We start from the raw sequence: 16328 nt of genomic DNA on the forward strand, positions 1-16328 counted from the left end.
AATTAAGGGGGAAGAAGGACTAAGGTATTAAACGTATTTTTAAAGACCTCATTTATAAATTTTATTTCACCTCTTCGGGATTTCCAATTTCTTCCCCAATGGCAAATTCTTCTTCGATGATCTCCTTATTAATAAGCATCCCGGCAACCGAGCCCGCGGCAACGGCTACAGAGACCGATCTTCCCATACTGGAATTATCGCCGGCAGCATATACCCCTTCCACGTTTGTTTTTTGAAAAATATCCACCTCTATACGGCCGTGTTCGGTAAAGGTACAACCCAATTCCTCGGGTAGCTCGCTTTGTTGTTTCACCTCTGGCGTGGCATATAAAGCCTTCAAAGGTTCTTTTGTCCCGTCTTTAAATACAATGTTGCTAATATGCCCATTACGGTGTTCAAAACCTTCTATTTCTTTTTCTTCAATTGAAATTTCACGATTTTCAAGATTTCGCGTCTGCTCCTTCGTTAAGGTAGATTTACCATCGGTGTAGACAGCGAGGTCTTTGGTCCAGTTGGAAAGGAATTTTGCCTGGTCATAACCCGCCTGACCATTTGCAAACACCCCGGTTTTTACGTTTTTATTTTCAAATCCGTGGCAGTAAGGACAATGCAGGATCGATATTCCCCAGCATTCCGCAAATCCCGCTATTTCAGGAATTATATCTATAAGGCCCGTCGCAAAAATGAGTTTTTTGGCTGAAAACAATTTCTTCTCCTCCGTTTGCACCTTAAAATTTTTCTTGTTTTTGGTAGCTGCCACTACCCTACCTTTTTCAAAGGAGACCGTGGGATATTTTTCCACTTCTTTCCTGGCTTTTTCTGAAAGTCCTGCGGGTGTTTCCCCGTCGCGGGTTAAAAAATTATGCGAGTGTGGGGTTTGCTCATTACAGGGATTTCCGCTGTCTATCACCAGGGTTTTTCGAAGAGCCCTTCCAAGACTTAGCGCGGCCGAAAGCCCTGCATAACTTCCACCTATAATGATTACATCAAAATTCTCAATTTTGGTCATATCTGAAATTTCTTTTTCTAATTTCCCTTACTTCTGAAGTTGTAAGCTTCATAAGAAAATTTGTGAGCATTAAATTAGGCTTTTAGGCCCTTGACAAATCTCAAATATTGTTAATTAACTTTACTTTTGCAGGAGTAATTCTGCGTAGGGGAATTCACATATTCCTTCTGGATTTGAAACAGAACTCCTGTTCTTTCTGTATCTCCCACCTCTTTCAAAACGTGGGGAATTGACATTTAAACCTGTAATAACTGGTATCTCAAAGCCCGGGTTTAAAATGAAGAAATTTCCGTTTTCTGAAAGATTTATTTATTCCTGATTTCTTCCATCATAGCGATGAGTTTCTCCCGGTTATACACTTTACCCGATTTAATTACCGCTTCCGGGTTCTCAAGATATTTTAGATTTTCAAGCGGATTGTTATTGAGCAAAATTAAATGGGCAAGCTTCCCTTTTTCAATACTCCCATAGTACTCCTTAAGCTCAAAGAATTTTGGTGCGTTGATCACCGAAGTTTCTAATGCCTCCCGGGGACTTAGGCCGGCATCAACCAGCGCATTCAATTCCCCCAGTAAGGATTCCCCCGGGTATACATAAGAATTGAAGGCGCCACAATCTGATCCCGCCAGAATTTTCACCCCGGCATCATACATAGGCCTTATCATGCTTGCGCTAATATCTTCCATTTTTTGCCTCATGGTACTCCCGGAGGCTTGTGCCCGCCTGGCTCCTTCTATTCTTACGCGGTATGTTTCCTGGATTCCGGGGCCTACATATTGGAGAAGACTGTCCCTGCTATGATCTTTTTCCAGAATTTCTGCCAGGGTGGTACCAATATATAAGGTGGGGGTAACATAGACATTATTGGCGCTCATTTTCTCAAAAACCTGAGCTGCAAGGCCGGGGTCATAAGAGTCTATAAGTTGCTCCACGATCCCATAACCCCGGTTTAGGCCTGCCAGGCTATCAGCGATTGGGGAACAGGCCGTTAGCGGATAATACATATGTTCGCACCCATCAAGACCGTGATCTATAGCCTCCATAAAATTTGCTGTAAGCGGCATATGTCCCGTGGTTTTGAGTCCGCGTTTTTCAGCCGCTTTAATGATGTCATAAAAAGCTTCTTTGGTAAGATTCCCATCATACATTTTCACGTAATCTACCTCGAGAGATTCCAGGGAATCCAGGACCCTCCTAGTCTCTTCAGGCGAAGTTACAGTTATTGATCCCGGCCAGGCAGGACGGGTGCCGTCCAATTTTGGCCCCGGTGTGAAAATTCGTGGGCCATCTGTTTCGCCACTTGCTGTTTGATCGCGCCATTCCAGCACGGCGGTAGTAATATCTCCTCCTGCATCTCTTACGCTTGTGATCCCGTATGCCAGGAACAGGGATAAAAACTCCTTATTTTCGGCAATAAGGCTGTCTCCGCCCCTAAAATGCACGTGCATATCCCATAACCCCGGCATAAGGTATTTACCCCCTGCATCTAATGTCTCATGTGCGGTATAATTCTCAATATTCTTTTCATCAACTATTCGCCTTATAGTATCACCTTCAATTAGAATAAGCTTTCCTTCACTTATATTTCCAGATGCAACATCAATAATTTTGACATTGGAAATAATAAGATCAAAGGTTTCCGGAGTTTCTTTATTACAGGAGTAAAAAAGAAATAGGGGAATTAAAAAAAGGATGAAATTTTTCATATTAAAAAGAATAGAGAGGGCGTAATTTTAAAATTTATTGTCAGAAAGATTGTTCCTGAAGACCTAAAGTTAGGATTTTAATTAGATATCCCCGTTCACCGCCATTTGCGCCTGTAACATATGTCGCTGATTATGATAGATCACAATGCGAAGAATATCTCCCAATTTCAATTTGATGAATTTTAGAAAGCTTAAAGGGATGCGGGTTTTGTTATAACTTACCGCAACAGATCGTTTTAAAAGGTCCAGCATTTTTATTTGTTGCTTAATGAAGAGATCTATTACACCTTGATCGAGTTCTTTACCAAGGGGATCCTTATCTTTAAAAGTTTTCATTTTGCTTGATTTTTCTCCCGGCAACATCATTTTGGCAAAATAATCTCCTAAAAATCCGCTTTTAAATATTGGTTCTGCTTTGTGTTCTCCCGAAATAACCGCTTTTTCAATCTCCGGTAAATAATAATTACCATACAAATTAAGGTGCTGTATGGCTTCAAGGGCACTCCAACTACCGGGCGAGGCTCTTTGATTAAGTTCTTCAAGAGATCTTTGCTGCAATTCCCTGGCTTCGGCCAGCACTTTTTCGGTACGGCCGCTAAGGTCTTTTATGAGGGCTGCGGTATCTGTCTTCATAGCGCGAAAGATCTGGTCTCATTTTAAGGGCGTAGCCCCTATTCAATTTTCATATTAAATTAATTAAATAACCTGAAATTACAATCTTGTATTTGCAAAACGAAAGAACAAAAATGGAGTGATAATAGCAGTTTAAGAAAGTCAGTAATTTAAAGCATTTACATACCTCTTCCAGTAAAAACTTGCTATTTTTGTCGTATGGAAAAGCGAAAATTAAAGAACAGTGAACTCGAAAGAAAAACAGTTTCTGAATTTAAAGAGGCCGGCAAGACTCCCTTAATCGTAATTTTGGATAATATAAGAAGCCTGAACAATATTGGTTCTGTTTTTCGTACCTGTGATGCTTTTCTTATTGATAAGATTTATTTATGCGGAATAACCGCAAAACCTCCCCATAAGGATATTCATAAAACTGCCCTGGGAGCTACCGAAACTGTTGCCTGGGAATATGTTGAGGATACTGCCCAACTGGTTAAAAAACTACAGGAAGACGGCATTGAGGTTTATGCAGTAGAACAGGCCGAAAAAGCTGTTATGCTTGATAAATTCTATCCCAAATCTGGAAAAACCTGCGCTGTCATCTTCGGAAATGAGGTGAAAGGCGTGCAGCAACAGGTGGTGAACGCCTGTCACGGGGTTATTGAGATTCCGCAGCTGGGGAGCAAACATTCTCTAAACATCGCTGTTAGTGCCGGAGTTGTTATCTGGGACCTATTTGTAAAACTTACCCCAACTACATAATTTTATTCTTTATAATGTAGGAATTCACCTACAACAAATTCTTTAATCATTATTTACATCTTCCAGGGTGGCATGCTCAATCTATAATTTCAGGGTTTACAAGGATATTTCTAAAGCTAAGCCTCTCAATTTAAGTATCTCAAACACCTGTAAAATAGGCGATTTTAGAAATAATTAGGAAAAATGATGTAGTTCATCGATTTTATTTGCTTTTTATCGGATTTACCCTTTTATTTGTTCCATTAAATAACAGGTTACCAAATGGTTATAGTTAAAAACCGGTTTGTCTGAATTTAATAAGCAATGAAAAAGATACTATGAAGCAAATCTACTCCTGGCTAAGTCTGTTTACACTACTCTTTATAACCTCATGTACCCCAGAAATGCAGGGAGAACTTGAGGAAATGATCCATGAAGCGAAAAACACTTATTATATAAGCCCGGACGGGAATGATTCCAACAGCGGAAATTCTCCTGATGATGCCTGGAAAACAATAGATAAGGTAAATCAAATGGATTTTCAACCCGGGAGCAAGATCCTCTTTGAAGGCGGGAAATCTTTTGCAGGAAACCTGTATTTTACGGTAGGTGATGGAAATGATGCTTCCAACCCCATAAAAGTAACTTCATATGGCACAGGGAGAGCGACCATTAAAGCGGGGGACAAAGATGGGATCTATGTTTACAATACCGCGGGAATAATCATTGATAACCTCATATTTTCGGGTAGCGGGATGTATTCCAATAATGCTTCGGGAATAAATTTCTACAACGACCTTCCCGGAAATGTGAAACTAAACCGTGTAGATATCACTAATACCGAAGTATTCGGTTTCCGGAATTTTGGGATCGTTATTGGGGCTTATAACGGCAATTCAGGTTTCAGCAATGTACTTATTGAAAATAATAAGGTCCATGACATCCTGGATGTGGGGATATCCTCCTATGGGGCATTTTCTTCTACAAAAACCGGTTATGCACATTCTAATATAACGGTTAGAAACTGTGAAGTTTATAACATCCCAGGATACAGTAAAAAAAGTCATTCAGGTAACGGGATCGTAATTAGCGATGTCCAAAAGTCGGTTATTGAATATAGTACTGTATATGACTGTGGAAAAGGGAATACCAATTGTGGTGGCCCAGTAGGAATCTGGTACTGGGATGCAGACCAGGTGACCATTCAACATAACGAAGCATACAATATTAGCTCCGGTACGGGTTGTGACGGTGGCGGGTTTGACCTTGATGGCGGGGTAACCAATGGCATTATGCAGTATAATTATTCCCACGATAATGACGGAGCTGGATATCTTGTAGGGCAGTTTACCGGTGCAAGGGCCATGAACAATATCATTGTGAGATATAACATTAGCGAGAATGATGCGGCCACCAATGGAGGCAGTGTTTATTTATTTAATGGGGCCCAGAATATGGATAATATCTTTGTCTATAACAATACTTTTTACATCAGCGAACAGGCTGGCAACCGCAGTTCAGCCGCTATAAAACTGCTGCAATGGAAACTTATTAAAGGGAACATCCAGTTTAACAATAATATTTTATATGCCTTGAACGGGGCAGATCTGGTAAGTGTTCCCAGCGGATATTCGGCAAGTTTTAAAGGGAATCTTTACTATAGCCCGGATAATTTTAATATTGCTTACCATGGGACCTCCTATGCTTCTCTGGAAAGCTTTAGGAATACCGGTAATGAAAAGCTTAATACCCTTAATACAGGATTTCAGGGAGATCCTAATTTAAATTCCCCGGGTGCGGGAACCATTATTGGGCATGGCAAAGACCTTACAGGCCTGTCTTCCTATAAACTCGCTGCAGGTTCTCCCGCGAAAGACATGGGAATAAATCTGGACGGCGGTATTGGCGAGAGGGATTATTACGGCAATGCTCCTGTAAAAAATTCTCAGCAGGATATTGGAGCTCACGAACTTTAAATAATAAGTTGAATTAGTCGGAAAAATGACAAAGGGGAACTTTTGTCATTTTTTCATGACAGTTCCGTATCAATTTCTTCCAGCAGACTTAGGTAATCCCTTCGGTTATTCACAAAATCCATATTGGAGATTTCAATTATGCGCACCTTCATATCTTTCTGGGATTTGATAAATGCGAGGTAGCTTTTATTGATCTCCATTAGATACTCCGGCTGGATGTTCTGCTCATAATCCCTACCCCGCTTCTTAATATTTTCAAGCAGGCGTTCTGTATTCTGGTAGAGGTAGATATAGAGATCTGGCTTTACCAGCTCCTTATACATTATTCGGAAGAGTTTGTCATACAAAGCATATTCATCCTCCTGCAGGGTAATCTTGGCAAAGATCAGGGACTTAAACACATCATAATCTGAAACCACAAAGTCCTTAAAAAGGTCGTACTGCGCGAGATCATCAGAAAGTTGCTGATACCTGTCCGCCAGGAAAGACATTTCCAGCGGAAACGCATACCTGTATTTATCCTCATAGAACTTGGGCAAAAAAGGATTGTCCTTAAAGCGTTCAAGAATAAGTTTGGCGTTGAAATCCTGGGAGATCATTGTGGAAAGGCTGGTTTTTCCCGCACCTATATTTCCCTCAATAGCGATGTACTGGCAGTTTGTAAAACTAAATTTTTTTCCCGGCCGCAATAGTTTTCCTGCAAATTCATCGATCCTGCTGCTATCTGGCGTATTTTTTAAAAGTTGAGCGATACTTAGATCCATTACAGGGTGAATTTCGGCTGGGGCTATATCGGCAAGGGGATATAATACAAATTTCCTGTTCTGCATTTCAGGGTGGGGCACCTGCAGGTTTTCCGCAGCAATTACCTCACCTTCCATTAATATAATATCAAGGTCTATGCTACGGTTTTGATATGTTTTTGTAGCACTTCTGGACCGGCCTAAAGATGTTTCTATCTTTAATATTTGGTGCAGGACCTTCTGGGGAGAGAACCTGCTGCTTACAGCAATACACGCGTTTAAAAATGCATTCCCCTCAAAGCCCCAGGCGGGGGTTTCATAAACATTTGAAACTGCTGTTATATCTCCTATTTCCCGGTAAATGGTATCAACGGCGGTTTGCAACAGCTCCAGCCGGTTGCCCTCATTACTACCCAGAGCTATGTAAAATGTTTTTGGAGATTTCAAGATAATTAAGAAATGTTTTGCCGGGGAATCATTAATTTTCACAGCAAATTAAACAAAACAAACTAACATAAACTTAACTTTGTTAGTAAGAGTTTATAAAAATAATTTGAAAGACCACACCTTAAAAGACCTGTTGCTGGCCCAACGAATTTATATTATTCTGGGTGCCTTGTTCATAGCCTCCCTGGTGGTATCCAATCTTATCTTTCAAAAATTTTTTTACTGGGATTTTTTTGGATGGTATACTTTTGAGATCTCGGTAGGAATATTGCCCTATCCCATTACTTTTCTTATTACAGATATAATAAGCGAGATTTATGGAAAACAAAAAGCCAATCAGGTTGTTACGGCAGGAATTTTTGCCTCCCTGTTTTCCCTTTTAATTATTTCTACTGCAGATTTTGTTCCCGCAACCTCGTGGTCGCCAATAAGTGACCCGCTCTTTAATAAGGTTTTTGGGGCAACCGGGGTGGCAGTATTTGCATCTATGACTGCTTATATCCTCGCCCAGTATATAGACATTCAACTTTTCCACTTTTGGAAAAAGCTTACCAAAGGCAAACATTTATGGCTTCGGAATAATTTTTCAACTTTTTTATCACAATTTGCCGACACTTTTTCGGTCTTATTTTTGCTTTGTACCTTTAACAAAATTGAGTGGGCGCTTTTTTGGCCGTTACTTTTAAGCGGCTTCCTGTTCAAGGTGTTGGTAGCGGCCTGTGACACACCTTTTTTATATCTCGCAGTCTTCTGGTTGCGAAAAAGGTTTGGCCTGGAACCGGCTTCCGAATTAAATTTTGAAAAATATTATTATGCTGTGAGGGAAACCTCCGGAATTAAATAAAAGTGAAATGAAAAAAGCATTAAAAATTATTGGTATTGTAGTGCTGGTCTTTGTGATCCTTCTTGTGGCAGCACCTTTTGTTTTTGAATCGCAACTTAAGGATATGGTGAAAAAAACCGTAAATAAAAATGTAAATGCCACTGTGGAGTTCAGCGATCTGGATCTTTCACTTTTCAGGAATTTTCCCCAGGCAACCCTGGTGCTTAGTGACGTGAGCATTATAAATCATGCTCCTTTTGAAGGGGACACCCTTGCCATAGGGGAAGAACTTTTGCTGGAAATGTCTATTAAAGAGCTTTTTAAGGGTAGCGAAAAGCCCAAAAAAATTGATGAATTAAGGATTAACAATGCATACGTAAATATCCTGGTAGATTCGCTGGGTAATAATAATTACGATATTGCCATTAAGGACAGTACGTTGGTTGACACCTCATCCATTCCCTTCAGGCTGGACCTGAAGCACTATGAGATCAATAATTCCAGGTTGAGGTATAATGATGAAGGTGCAAAAATGGCTATGTATCTGGAAGACCTGAACCATCAGGGAACCGGGGATTTTTCCCTCGCAGAATCTGAGCTGGAAACAACCACCACTTCCCTTGTCACCTTGAACTATGACGGAGTTAACTATTTAAACCGAAACAAAGTAGCCCTTGATGCCATAATACAAATGGACCTGGAGAACCTGCGTTATACCTTTCTTGAAAACCAGGCAACCATCAACCAGCTACCGCTTACTTTTGAAGGCTGGGTACAGGTAAATGAAGATTATAATGAACTGGACTTAAGTTTTAAGACCCCATCTTCAGATTTTAAGAATTTCCTGGCGGTAATACCTGAAGTGTATGCCAGGAACATTGAAAATGTACAAACCAATGGAGACTTTATAGTTAACGGAATGATTAAAGGGATAGTAGATGATACCTATATCCCACAAATGGATATAAGAATAACATCCAGCAACGCTTCCTTTAAATATCCCGACCTGCCAAAGAGCGTGCAGGATATTAATCTGGACCTGCGGGTATTGAACGCTACAGGACTTGCAGATGATACGTATCTTACCTTTGATAAGGTAACCTTCAGGATAGATCAGGATGTTTTTGCTACCAACGGGAAGGTACGCAACCTCACGGGAAATATGCTGGTAGATATGGCTCTCAAGGGAACAATTAACCTGGCAAATCTTGAAAAGGCCTATCCGCTGGAATTGCAACAGGACCTCAACGGGGTCTTAACTGCAGATGTTGTTACCAGTTTTGATATGGCTTCTATTGAAAAAGAACAATATCAAAATGTAAACAGCAGTGGGACCGCAAGCATACGGGATTTTAGCTACAGCTCCCCCGAAATTCCCAATGAGGTGAAGGTGGCAAATGCCAGCTTTAATTTTAACCAGGGCAATGTACAGGTACCGGACCTTAATTTAACCACGGGACAAACAGACATACGTGCTGCCGGAAACATTCAGAACCTAATAGGTTTTCTTTTTACAGATCAAAAACTGAAAGGAAACTTCCAGGTGAATTCAGGAAATTTTTCGGTGAATGACTTTATGGTTGCTGAAACCACTAAAGTCCCCACAAATGCTGATTCTCCAAACGAGCAACTTAAAACAGTTACCACCGGGAAAGAAGCCGTTAAAATTCCATCCTTCCTGGATGTGGAACTTAATTTTACCGCCAACCGGGTGCTTTATGATGACCTTGTTCTAAACAATGCAAGGGGGAAACTCCTGCTGCGGGATGAAACAGCTACGCTTCAGGGTATTTCTGCAAATATATTTGGAGGAACTGTAGCCCTGGATGGAAGTGTAACTACCAAAGGCGCCGTTCCTACCTTCAACATGAAGCTTAACCTTAATTCCTTAGACATAGCTCAATCTTTCAACGGGCTGGAAATGTTACAGGGGTTGGCGCCTATAGCCAAAGCCCTGGAAGGAAAATTACAATCGGCCATTAGCCTGCAGGGTAATTTAAATGATGACCTTACCCCCCAGTTAAATACGCTGGTGGGAGATGCATTGGGCCAATTGCTTACGGCCGAGTTGCAGCCGGAACAACTCGCACTTTTCTCCAGGCTGGACGAGCAACTTGGTTTTCTAAATCTAAAAGATATCAATCTTTCCAATCTAAAAGGCTATTTGAAATTCAACCAGGGAAATGTGGAGGTGCAGCCCTTTAATTTTAATGTAAAAGGTATAAATGTAAATGTGGCCGGAAGTCACGGGTTTGATATGAATATGAATTACAACCTCACCATGGATGTACCTGCAAAAATGCTGGGAAGCCAGGTTGGAAGTGCGCTTGGGAAATTAAGCGGGGAAGATATAGAGAGTATGGTAGTGGCTTTGCCAATAGGTTTGAGGGGACAGTTTCAAAACCCGCAGATCAATATAAATATGGAACAGGCAGTAAGCAGTCTCACTCAAAAGATCGTTGAAAAACAAAAAGCCAACCTGGAGCAAAAAGGGGTAGATGCCATAAGGGATATTTTAACCAAAGGAGTTCCAAGATCTGGACAAACCACTCCTGCAGATACCACAGGCGTGAAGGACAGTATAAAAACACCCCCCATTACCAAACCTAATGAAAAACAGGTGCAGGATGCGGCCCGTTCTATACTGGGCGGAATTCTGGGAGGCAAGAAAAAACCTGTGGATACTACAAAGCAGAATTAAATAAGTTTTAGAAATTTTATAAACCCCACCGGTCATTAACCCGTTGGGTTTATTTTTTTACAAAACTCCCAATTCCACAACGTAACCCTCATGGCTACGAACATTAAAAGCCGTGCCATCTTCAAAAATGAGGTATTGCCCTTTTATACCTTTTAAGACCCCTTCATAAAAAGGCTGTTTAAAAAGGTTGAGGGTTTTAACCTTTTTCGGGAACTGCAGCACCGGAAAATGGATCTCTGTCTCCTTATTATTTTCCAGGTAATATTCCATAGCTTCGGCTGGAATGTATTGCTTAAGTTTTTCCCTTTCCTCTTCAAGATTAAGGTCCTTCACCTCATTGGTTAGCATTTTTCGCCAGTTAGTTTTATCTGAAACATGGCTTTTTAGGGCAACCTCGGTGATACCCGCGAGATATCTGTTGGGTACTTCCACTATCTCAATCGCCTCATGAGCCCCCTGGTCTATCCACCTGGTTGGTATTTGCGTTTTTCGGGTTACCCCTACTTTCACATCGCTGGAATTGGCAAGATATACAATGTGTGGCTGCAATTGGGCCTCCTTCTCAAATTCCAGGTCCCTGTCCTCAATATCAAGATGGGCGGTGCTGCGCTCGGGGCTTCTTATCCACTCGCCCGCCTGGGGCAGTGTACTAAAACAGGTATAACAATAACCCTGGGCAAATATTTTCTTCTGAAGACCACAATGCAAACACTGGAATCTCAGGAAATTGAAACTTATCCTTTTATTCAGGAGCTGATTTACATTGATAAAATCTGATTCAAAAATGAGATAATATTCAACCGTACTGGTTAGTTCTGTTCTCATTTTGGTAAGCACACCTTCATACTTCATAATTTAATGCTTAATTTTAATAAGTTCTAAGCTTGCGAGGTTCGGGAATAATTTTAAATTTAGCCGAATTATACTGAGCTTCTCAAGCTAATTATTAGCGTTTAAATATAAAAAGAAAAAATGCCAATCCCATTAGTAAACTCCATTGCATCCTGGTTTTTAAAGAAGCGTATACACCAAATGGAGTTATTTATAAAATATCCCCAGGAAGTACAATTTGAACTCTTACGAAATCTTATCTCAAAGGCAAAACATACCGAAATTGGAAAAAAATATGATTTTGCGGGAATAAGGAATTACAAAACCTTTGCTGAAAGAGTACCCGTGCAGGATTATGAGGATTATACACATAGTATAGAGCGAAGCAGGCAGGGAGAAAGTAATATTTACTGGCCAACACCAATAAAATGGTTTGCAAAATCCAGCGGGACCACCAATGCCAAAAGTAAATTTATTCCGGTAAGTGATGATTCCCTGGAGTCATGTCACTACGCGGCGGGTAAGGACCTGTTGTGTATGTATTTGAATAACAATCCGCAATCGCAGTTGTTTACGGGAAAAAGTTTAAGGCTTGGAGGTAGTAAGGAGATCTATAAGAACAATGGCACCTCTTACGGAGACCTTTCAGCAATATTAATAGACAATATGCCTTTTTGGGCAGAATACAGCAGCACGCCAAGCAATGAGGTCTCATTAATGCATGACTGGGAGTTTAAGATGCAGGCCATAGTGAATGAGACCAGGAAGGAAAAAGTTACCAGTCTTGCAGGTGTACCCTCCTGGATGCTGGTGTTGTTGAACAATGTTCTTGAAACAACAGAAAAGCAAAATTTATTTGAGGTATGGCCCAGCCTGGAGGTTTATTTTCACGGCGGGGTGAGCTTTGACCCTTATGCCCCTCAATACCAAAAGATCCTGCCCAAGGATGATTTTAGATTTTACGAGATCTATAATGCTTCTGAAGGATTTTTTGCCTGCCAGGACCGGAATGACTCAAAGGAAATGCTGCTTATGCTGGATTACGGAATCTTTTATGAGTTTATCCCTATGGATACCTACAACAGTCCGGAACAAAAAATTATTCCTTTAGCTGAAGTGGAAACCGGGGTAAACTATGCGATCATTATTACTACCAATGCAGGCTTGTGGAGATACAGGATTGGAGATACGGTGCGATTTACCTCCACCAAACCTTATAGGATCAAGGTTTCCGGCCGCACAAAACATCATATTAATGTATTTGGCGAAGAGCTTATTATTGAAAATGCCGAAAGTGCCCTTAAAAAAGCATCCCTGGTAACAAATAGCGAAATTGTAGACTATACCGTAGCACCTGTTTTTATGGAAGGCAGGGAAAAGGGTGCCCATGAATGGATCATTGAATTTAAAACCGCCCCAAAAGACCTTGAAATTTTTACCAGGCAACTTGACCTCGCATTACAGGAGATCAACAGTGATTATGAGGCCAAGCGCTATAATAATATGACCCTGAACATGCCCAGGGTACATCAGGCGAGACAAGGACTATTTTATGACTGGCTAAAGAAGAATGATAAACTTGGAGGACAGCATAAGATACCACGGCTCTCCAACTCCCGGGAGTATGTGGAGGAGTTGCTGGGAATGGGAAGTTGAAAATAGAATGGAAGAGAAGAGAGGACAGTGGACAGTTTGAAAGTTGCCAGTTGTCGGTTGTCGGTTGTAGGTTGTGGGTTGTGGGTTGTGGGTTAAAAAAGTGGAAAGTGGAAAGTGGAGAATGGAAAGTCGGGGCGAAGGTGTTAGTTGTAAGTTATCGGTTGTGGGTTGGGGTTGTGGGTTGTGGGTTGTGAGTTATTGCCCTGCCTTCGGCAGGCAGATTGTAAGTTATGCGTGAACCTTGAACTTTAAACTTTGAACCTTGTACCTTGAACTTTAAACCTGGAATTTCGAACCTGGAACTCCTAACTCCTAACTTTTAACTCTTAGCTCCGATTCCCTATTCCCTAATTATTATACCCAAAACGCTTTAACTGCCTCGCATCATTACGCCAGTTCTTATTAACCTTTACATAAAGTTCCAGGTGCACCTGTTTTCCGAAGAATTTTTCAAGGTCTTTACGCGCCTCTACTCCTACTCTTTTTAAAGCTGCTCCTTTATGGCCAATAATAATTCCTTTCTGGGTTTCCCGCTCTACCATGATCACACTTCGCATCCTTATTATAAGCTCCTCTTCAAAAAATTCTTCGGTGTCGATCTCTACACTGTAAGGGATTTCCTTTTTGTAATGCATCAGGATCTTCTCACGTATGATCTCATTTACAAAGAACCGTTCAGGTTTATCTGTAAGCGTATCCTTAGGATAAAAAGCGGGAGATTCGGGCAGCAATTCTACCACTCTGTTAAAAACTTCGGCTACATTAAATCCCTGTAATGCCGAAATTGGATAGATCTCTGCATTGGGAACTTTCTCTGTCCACAAGGCAACTTGTTCCTCCAGTTGTTCCTGGTTGGAGGTATCAATTTTATTCAGCAATAAAAGCACCGGGATCTTTGAATGTACTATCTTGTTAAAAAAGGCCTCATCCTTCAGTTCCCTCTCGCCTATTTCAACCATATAAATGAGGATATCGGCATCTTCAAAGGCCGATTTCACAAAGTCCATCATAGATTGTTGCAGGTCATAGGCGGGTTTAATAATTCCCGGGGTATCGCTTAAGATAACCTGAAAATCTTCTCCATTCACAATACCCAGGATCCTGTGCCTTGTGGTCTGGGCTTTAGAAGTAATTATTGATAGTTTCTCGCCTACAAAGGCATTCATCAAAGTTGATTTACCAACATTTGGATTTCCTATAATATTTACAAAACCTGCCTTGTGCGCCATGATAAAAATTTTTACAAAGATATTTTATTTAGAAAGGGCTTCCTAAATTTTAAAGAACAAATAAGAATTTAGGGAATTGGGAAAGACCATTTTTAAATAAGGGGTGATTTTTAATAATAAACCATACTTTTGCAGGCTCCTATGAAGCAGAAATATCACATATTTTCCTCTCCGGTTACTCCGCCCTAGACAAATCACTGTCTGCACCGTTCCATTCCCTTTATAATTTCTTACAGGAAGCACATACTTCTTAACTTATATTATTTTTTTAAATACGCATCGCATGAAAAATATCTTTAATTTATTTGATTTCCAGCAGAAAGTAAATTACAAAACAGAGGTTTTAGCCGGTTTGACCGTAGCCCTTGCCCTGGTGCCGGAGGCTGTTGCTTTTGCCATGATTGCCGGTCTTTCCCCTTTAACGGGTCTATATGCCGCCTTTGTAATGGGATTGGTTACTTCAATACTTGGTGGCCGCCCAGGAATGATCTCCGGAGCTACAGGGGCAGTAGCTGTTGTTATAGTAGCACTTGCGCTCTCTCACGGCGTGGAATATGTCTTTGCAGCCGTGATCCTGGCAGGAATTTTTCAAATAATTGCCGGTGTTTTAAGATTGGGAAAATTGATACGTCTGGTTCCACAATCGGTGATCTTTGGATTCGTAAACGGATTGGCCATAATAATTTTTATGTCCCAACTGGACCAGTTTAAATTTGTGAATGAAGCCGGAGAAATGGTGTGGATGACGGGGAATTCTCTTTATATCCTATTAGGGCTCGTACTGTTAACAATTTTGATAATATGGGGTTTACCCAAGATCACTAAAGTGGTACCGGCATCTCTTGCAGCTATACTTGCTATATTCGGATTAGTGGTATTTCTGGGAATCGATACCAGGACTGTAGGGGATATCGCCTCGATCAATGGGGGTTTCCCTCCTTTTCATATTCCCATGATCCCCGTAAATCTTGAAACATTTATGGTGGTGCTCCCATATGCGGCAATAGTGGCAGGGGTTGGATTAATAGAGAGTTTGCTTACCCTTAATATTGTAGATGAAATTACCGAAACCCGGGGACGCAGTAATAAGGAATGTGTTGCCCAGGGAACCGCGAATATAATGTCAGGATTTTTCTCGGGCATGGGCGGGTGCGCCATGATTGGCCAAAGTTTGATCAACGTATCCTCTGGAGCACGTGCAAGATTATCTGGAATTGTGGCCTCAATAAGCTTGCTTATGTTCATAATGTTTGGGGCAGATATTATAGAATTACTTCCTATGGCAGCTTTGACAGGGGTAATGATCATGGTTGCAATTGGAACTTTTGAATGGGCCAGCCTAAGAACGTTCAGGCGTATGCCTAAAAGCGACGTTTTGGTAATGGTACTGGTTACCCTGGTCACCGTATTTTTACACAATCTTGCGCTGGCGGTATTGGTAGGGGTAATAATTTCTGCCCTTGTATTCGCATGGGATAATGCTAAAATGATACGGGCCAGGAAGCGCATGGATGATCTTGGGGTAAAGCATTATGAGATTTATGGTCCTCTTTTCTTTGGTTCTGTCCAGGCTTTTAATGATAAATTTGATGTGCTGGGAGATCCAGAGAAGGTGATAATAGATTTTTCTGAAAGCCGGATCGTGGACATGAGCGGAATTGAAGCTGTAAACAGATTAACTGAGAGATATCACAAACAGGGAAAAAAGCTTCATTTAAGACATCTGAGCACAGATTGCCGGAAACTTCTTAGCAATGCAGAGGCTATCATAGATGTAAATATACTGGAAGATCCAACCTATAAAGTAGTAGTAGACCGCTTCTAGAATGAAAAATTTAAAGCAACTAAAAAGGC

12 protein-coding genes are annotated in these 16328 nt (G+C 41.0%); 6 read left to right on the forward strand and 6 right to left on the reverse strand.

Going from position 1 to position 16328, the window contains the following annotated elements; translation table 11 throughout:
- Positions 1–61 precede the first annotated feature (61 nt).
- The 3 genes from FK178_RS09810 to FK178_RS09820 form a co-directional block, all read right to left on the reverse strand.
- Complete coding sequence (locus FK178_RS09810; RefSeq protein ID WP_146834240.1) at positions 62–1009, reverse strand: NAD(P)/FAD-dependent oxidoreductase; 948 nt, start codon at positions 1007–1009, stop codon at positions 62–64.
- 305 nt (positions 1010–1314) lie between these two features.
- Entirely contained in the window at positions 1315–2715 is a 1401-nt protein-coding gene (locus FK178_RS09815; protein ID WP_146834243.1) for an amidohydrolase family protein, read from the reverse strand.
- Between the two features lie 81 nt (positions 2716–2796).
- Positions 2797–3348 carry a DinB family protein gene (locus FK178_RS09820; RefSeq protein WP_146834246.1) on the reverse strand — a complete coding sequence of 184 codons (552 nt, stop codon included), beginning with the start codon at positions 3346–3348 and terminating at the stop codon, positions 2797–2799.
- 198 nt (positions 3349–3546) lie between these two features.
- Between FK178_RS09820 and FK178_RS09825 the strand changes: the two genes are divergently transcribed.
- Positions 3547–4089 carry an RNA methyltransferase gene (locus FK178_RS09825; RefSeq protein ID WP_146834249.1) on the forward strand — a complete coding sequence of 181 codons (543 nt, stop codon included), beginning with the start codon at positions 3547–3549 and terminating at the stop codon, positions 4087–4089.
- Positions 4090–4406: 317 nt separating this feature from the next.
- The gene (locus tag FK178_RS09830) at positions 4407–6044 is read left to right on the forward strand and encodes a right-handed parallel beta-helix repeat-containing protein (protein ID WP_146834252.1); all 1638 of its coding nucleotides are present in this window, start codon (positions 4407–4409) and stop codon (positions 6042–6044) included.
- 53 nt (positions 6045–6097) lie between these two features.
- On the opposite strand, the gene folK is transcribed toward FK178_RS09830, so the two are convergent.
- A complete protein-coding gene (gene folK / locus FK178_RS09835; RefSeq protein WP_146834255.1) occupies positions 6098–7234 on the reverse strand; it encodes a 2-amino-4-hydroxy-6-hydroxymethyldihydropteridine diphosphokinase in 1137 nt (378 codons plus the stop codon).
- A gap of 106 nt (positions 7235–7340) precedes the next feature.
- Here folK and FK178_RS09840 point away from each other — a divergent pair, with 106 nt between their 5' ends.
- Both FK178_RS09840 and FK178_RS09845 read left to right on the forward strand, forming a co-directional pair.
- Complete coding sequence (locus FK178_RS09840) at positions 7341–8078, forward strand: queuosine precursor transporter (protein WP_146834258.1); 738 nt, start codon at positions 7341–7343, stop codon at positions 8076–8078.
- Positions 8079–8085: 7 nt separating this feature from the next.
- Positions 8086–10758, forward strand: a complete 2673-nt coding sequence (locus FK178_RS09845) for an AsmA family protein (RefSeq protein ID WP_146834261.1) — start codon at positions 8086–8088, stop codon at positions 10756–10758.
- Positions 10759–10815: 57 nt separating this feature from the next.
- Here the strand turns inward: FK178_RS09845 and FK178_RS09850 are convergent, their stop codons facing one another.
- The gene (locus FK178_RS09850) at positions 10816–11610 is read right to left on the reverse strand and encodes a DUF2797 domain-containing protein (RefSeq protein ID WP_146834264.1); all 795 of its coding nucleotides are present in this window, start codon (positions 11608–11610) and stop codon (positions 10816–10818) included.
- A 120-nt stretch (positions 11611–11730) separates the two neighbouring features.
- On the opposite strand from FK178_RS09850, the gene FK178_RS09855 reads away from it, so the two are divergent.
- Positions 11731–13245 (forward strand): GH3 auxin-responsive promoter family protein, encoded by a 1515-nt coding sequence (locus FK178_RS09855; RefSeq protein ID WP_146834267.1) that lies wholly within the window; start codon positions 11731–11733, stop codon positions 13243–13245.
- 347 nt (positions 13246–13592) lie between these two features.
- Here FK178_RS09855 and era read toward each other — a convergent pair whose 3' ends face one another.
- Positions 13593–14474, reverse strand: coding sequence for a GTPase Era (gene era, locus FK178_RS09865; protein WP_146834270.1), 882 nt, complete (start codon positions 14472–14474; stop codon positions 13593–13595).
- 283 nt (positions 14475–14757) lie between these two features.
- Between era and FK178_RS09870 the strand changes: the two genes are divergently transcribed.
- A complete protein-coding gene (locus FK178_RS09870) occupies positions 14758–16299 on the forward strand; it encodes a SulP family inorganic anion transporter (RefSeq protein ID WP_146834273.1) in 1542 nt (513 codons plus the stop codon).
- Positions 16300–16328 lie beyond the last annotated feature (29 nt).

The organism is Antarcticibacterium arcticum (assembly GCF_007993795.1).
Lineage (GTDB): Bacteria > Bacteroidota > Bacteroidia > Flavobacteriales > Flavobacteriaceae > Gillisia > Gillisia arctica.

What these genes read in the sequence shown, in the direction of transcription:
- FK178_RS09830 (WP_146834252.1), top strand. Translation starts at nt 4,407, where the DNA reads ATGAAGCAAATCTACTCCTGGCTAAGTCTGTTTACACTACTCTTTATA.
- FK178_RS09820 (WP_146834246.1), bottom strand. Translation starts at nt 3,348, where the DNA reads ATGAAGACAGATACCGCAGCCCTCATAAAAGACCTTAGCGGCCGTACC.
- FK178_RS09870 (WP_146834273.1), top strand. Translation starts at nt 14,758, where the DNA reads ATGAAAAATATCTTTAATTTATTTGATTTCCAGCAGAAAGTAAATTAC.
- FK178_RS09815 (WP_146834243.1), bottom strand. Translation starts at nt 2,715, where the DNA reads ATGAAAAATTTCATCCTTTTTTTAATTCCCCTATTTCTTTTTTACTCC.
- FK178_RS09850 (WP_146834264.1), bottom strand. Translation starts at nt 11,610, where the DNA reads ATGAAGTATGAAGGTGTGCTTACCAAAATGAGAACAGAACTAACCAGT.
- FK178_RS09810 (WP_146834240.1), bottom strand. Translation starts at nt 1,009, where the DNA reads ATGACCAAAATTGAGAATTTTGATGTAATCATTATAGGTGGAAGTTAT.
- FK178_RS09845 (WP_146834261.1), top strand. Translation starts at nt 8,086, where the DNA reads ATGAAAAAAGCATTAAAAATTATTGGTATTGTAGTGCTGGTCTTTGTG.
- FK178_RS09825 (WP_146834249.1), top strand. Translation starts at nt 3,547, where the DNA reads ATGGAAAAGCGAAAATTAAAGAACAGTGAACTCGAAAGAAAAACAGTT.
- era (WP_146834270.1), bottom strand. Translation starts at nt 14,474, where the DNA reads ATGGCGCACAAGGCAGGTTTTGTAAATATTATAGGAAATCCAAATGTT.
- FK178_RS09855 (WP_146834267.1), top strand. Translation starts at nt 11,731, where the DNA reads ATGCCAATCCCATTAGTAAACTCCATTGCATCCTGGTTTTTAAAGAAG.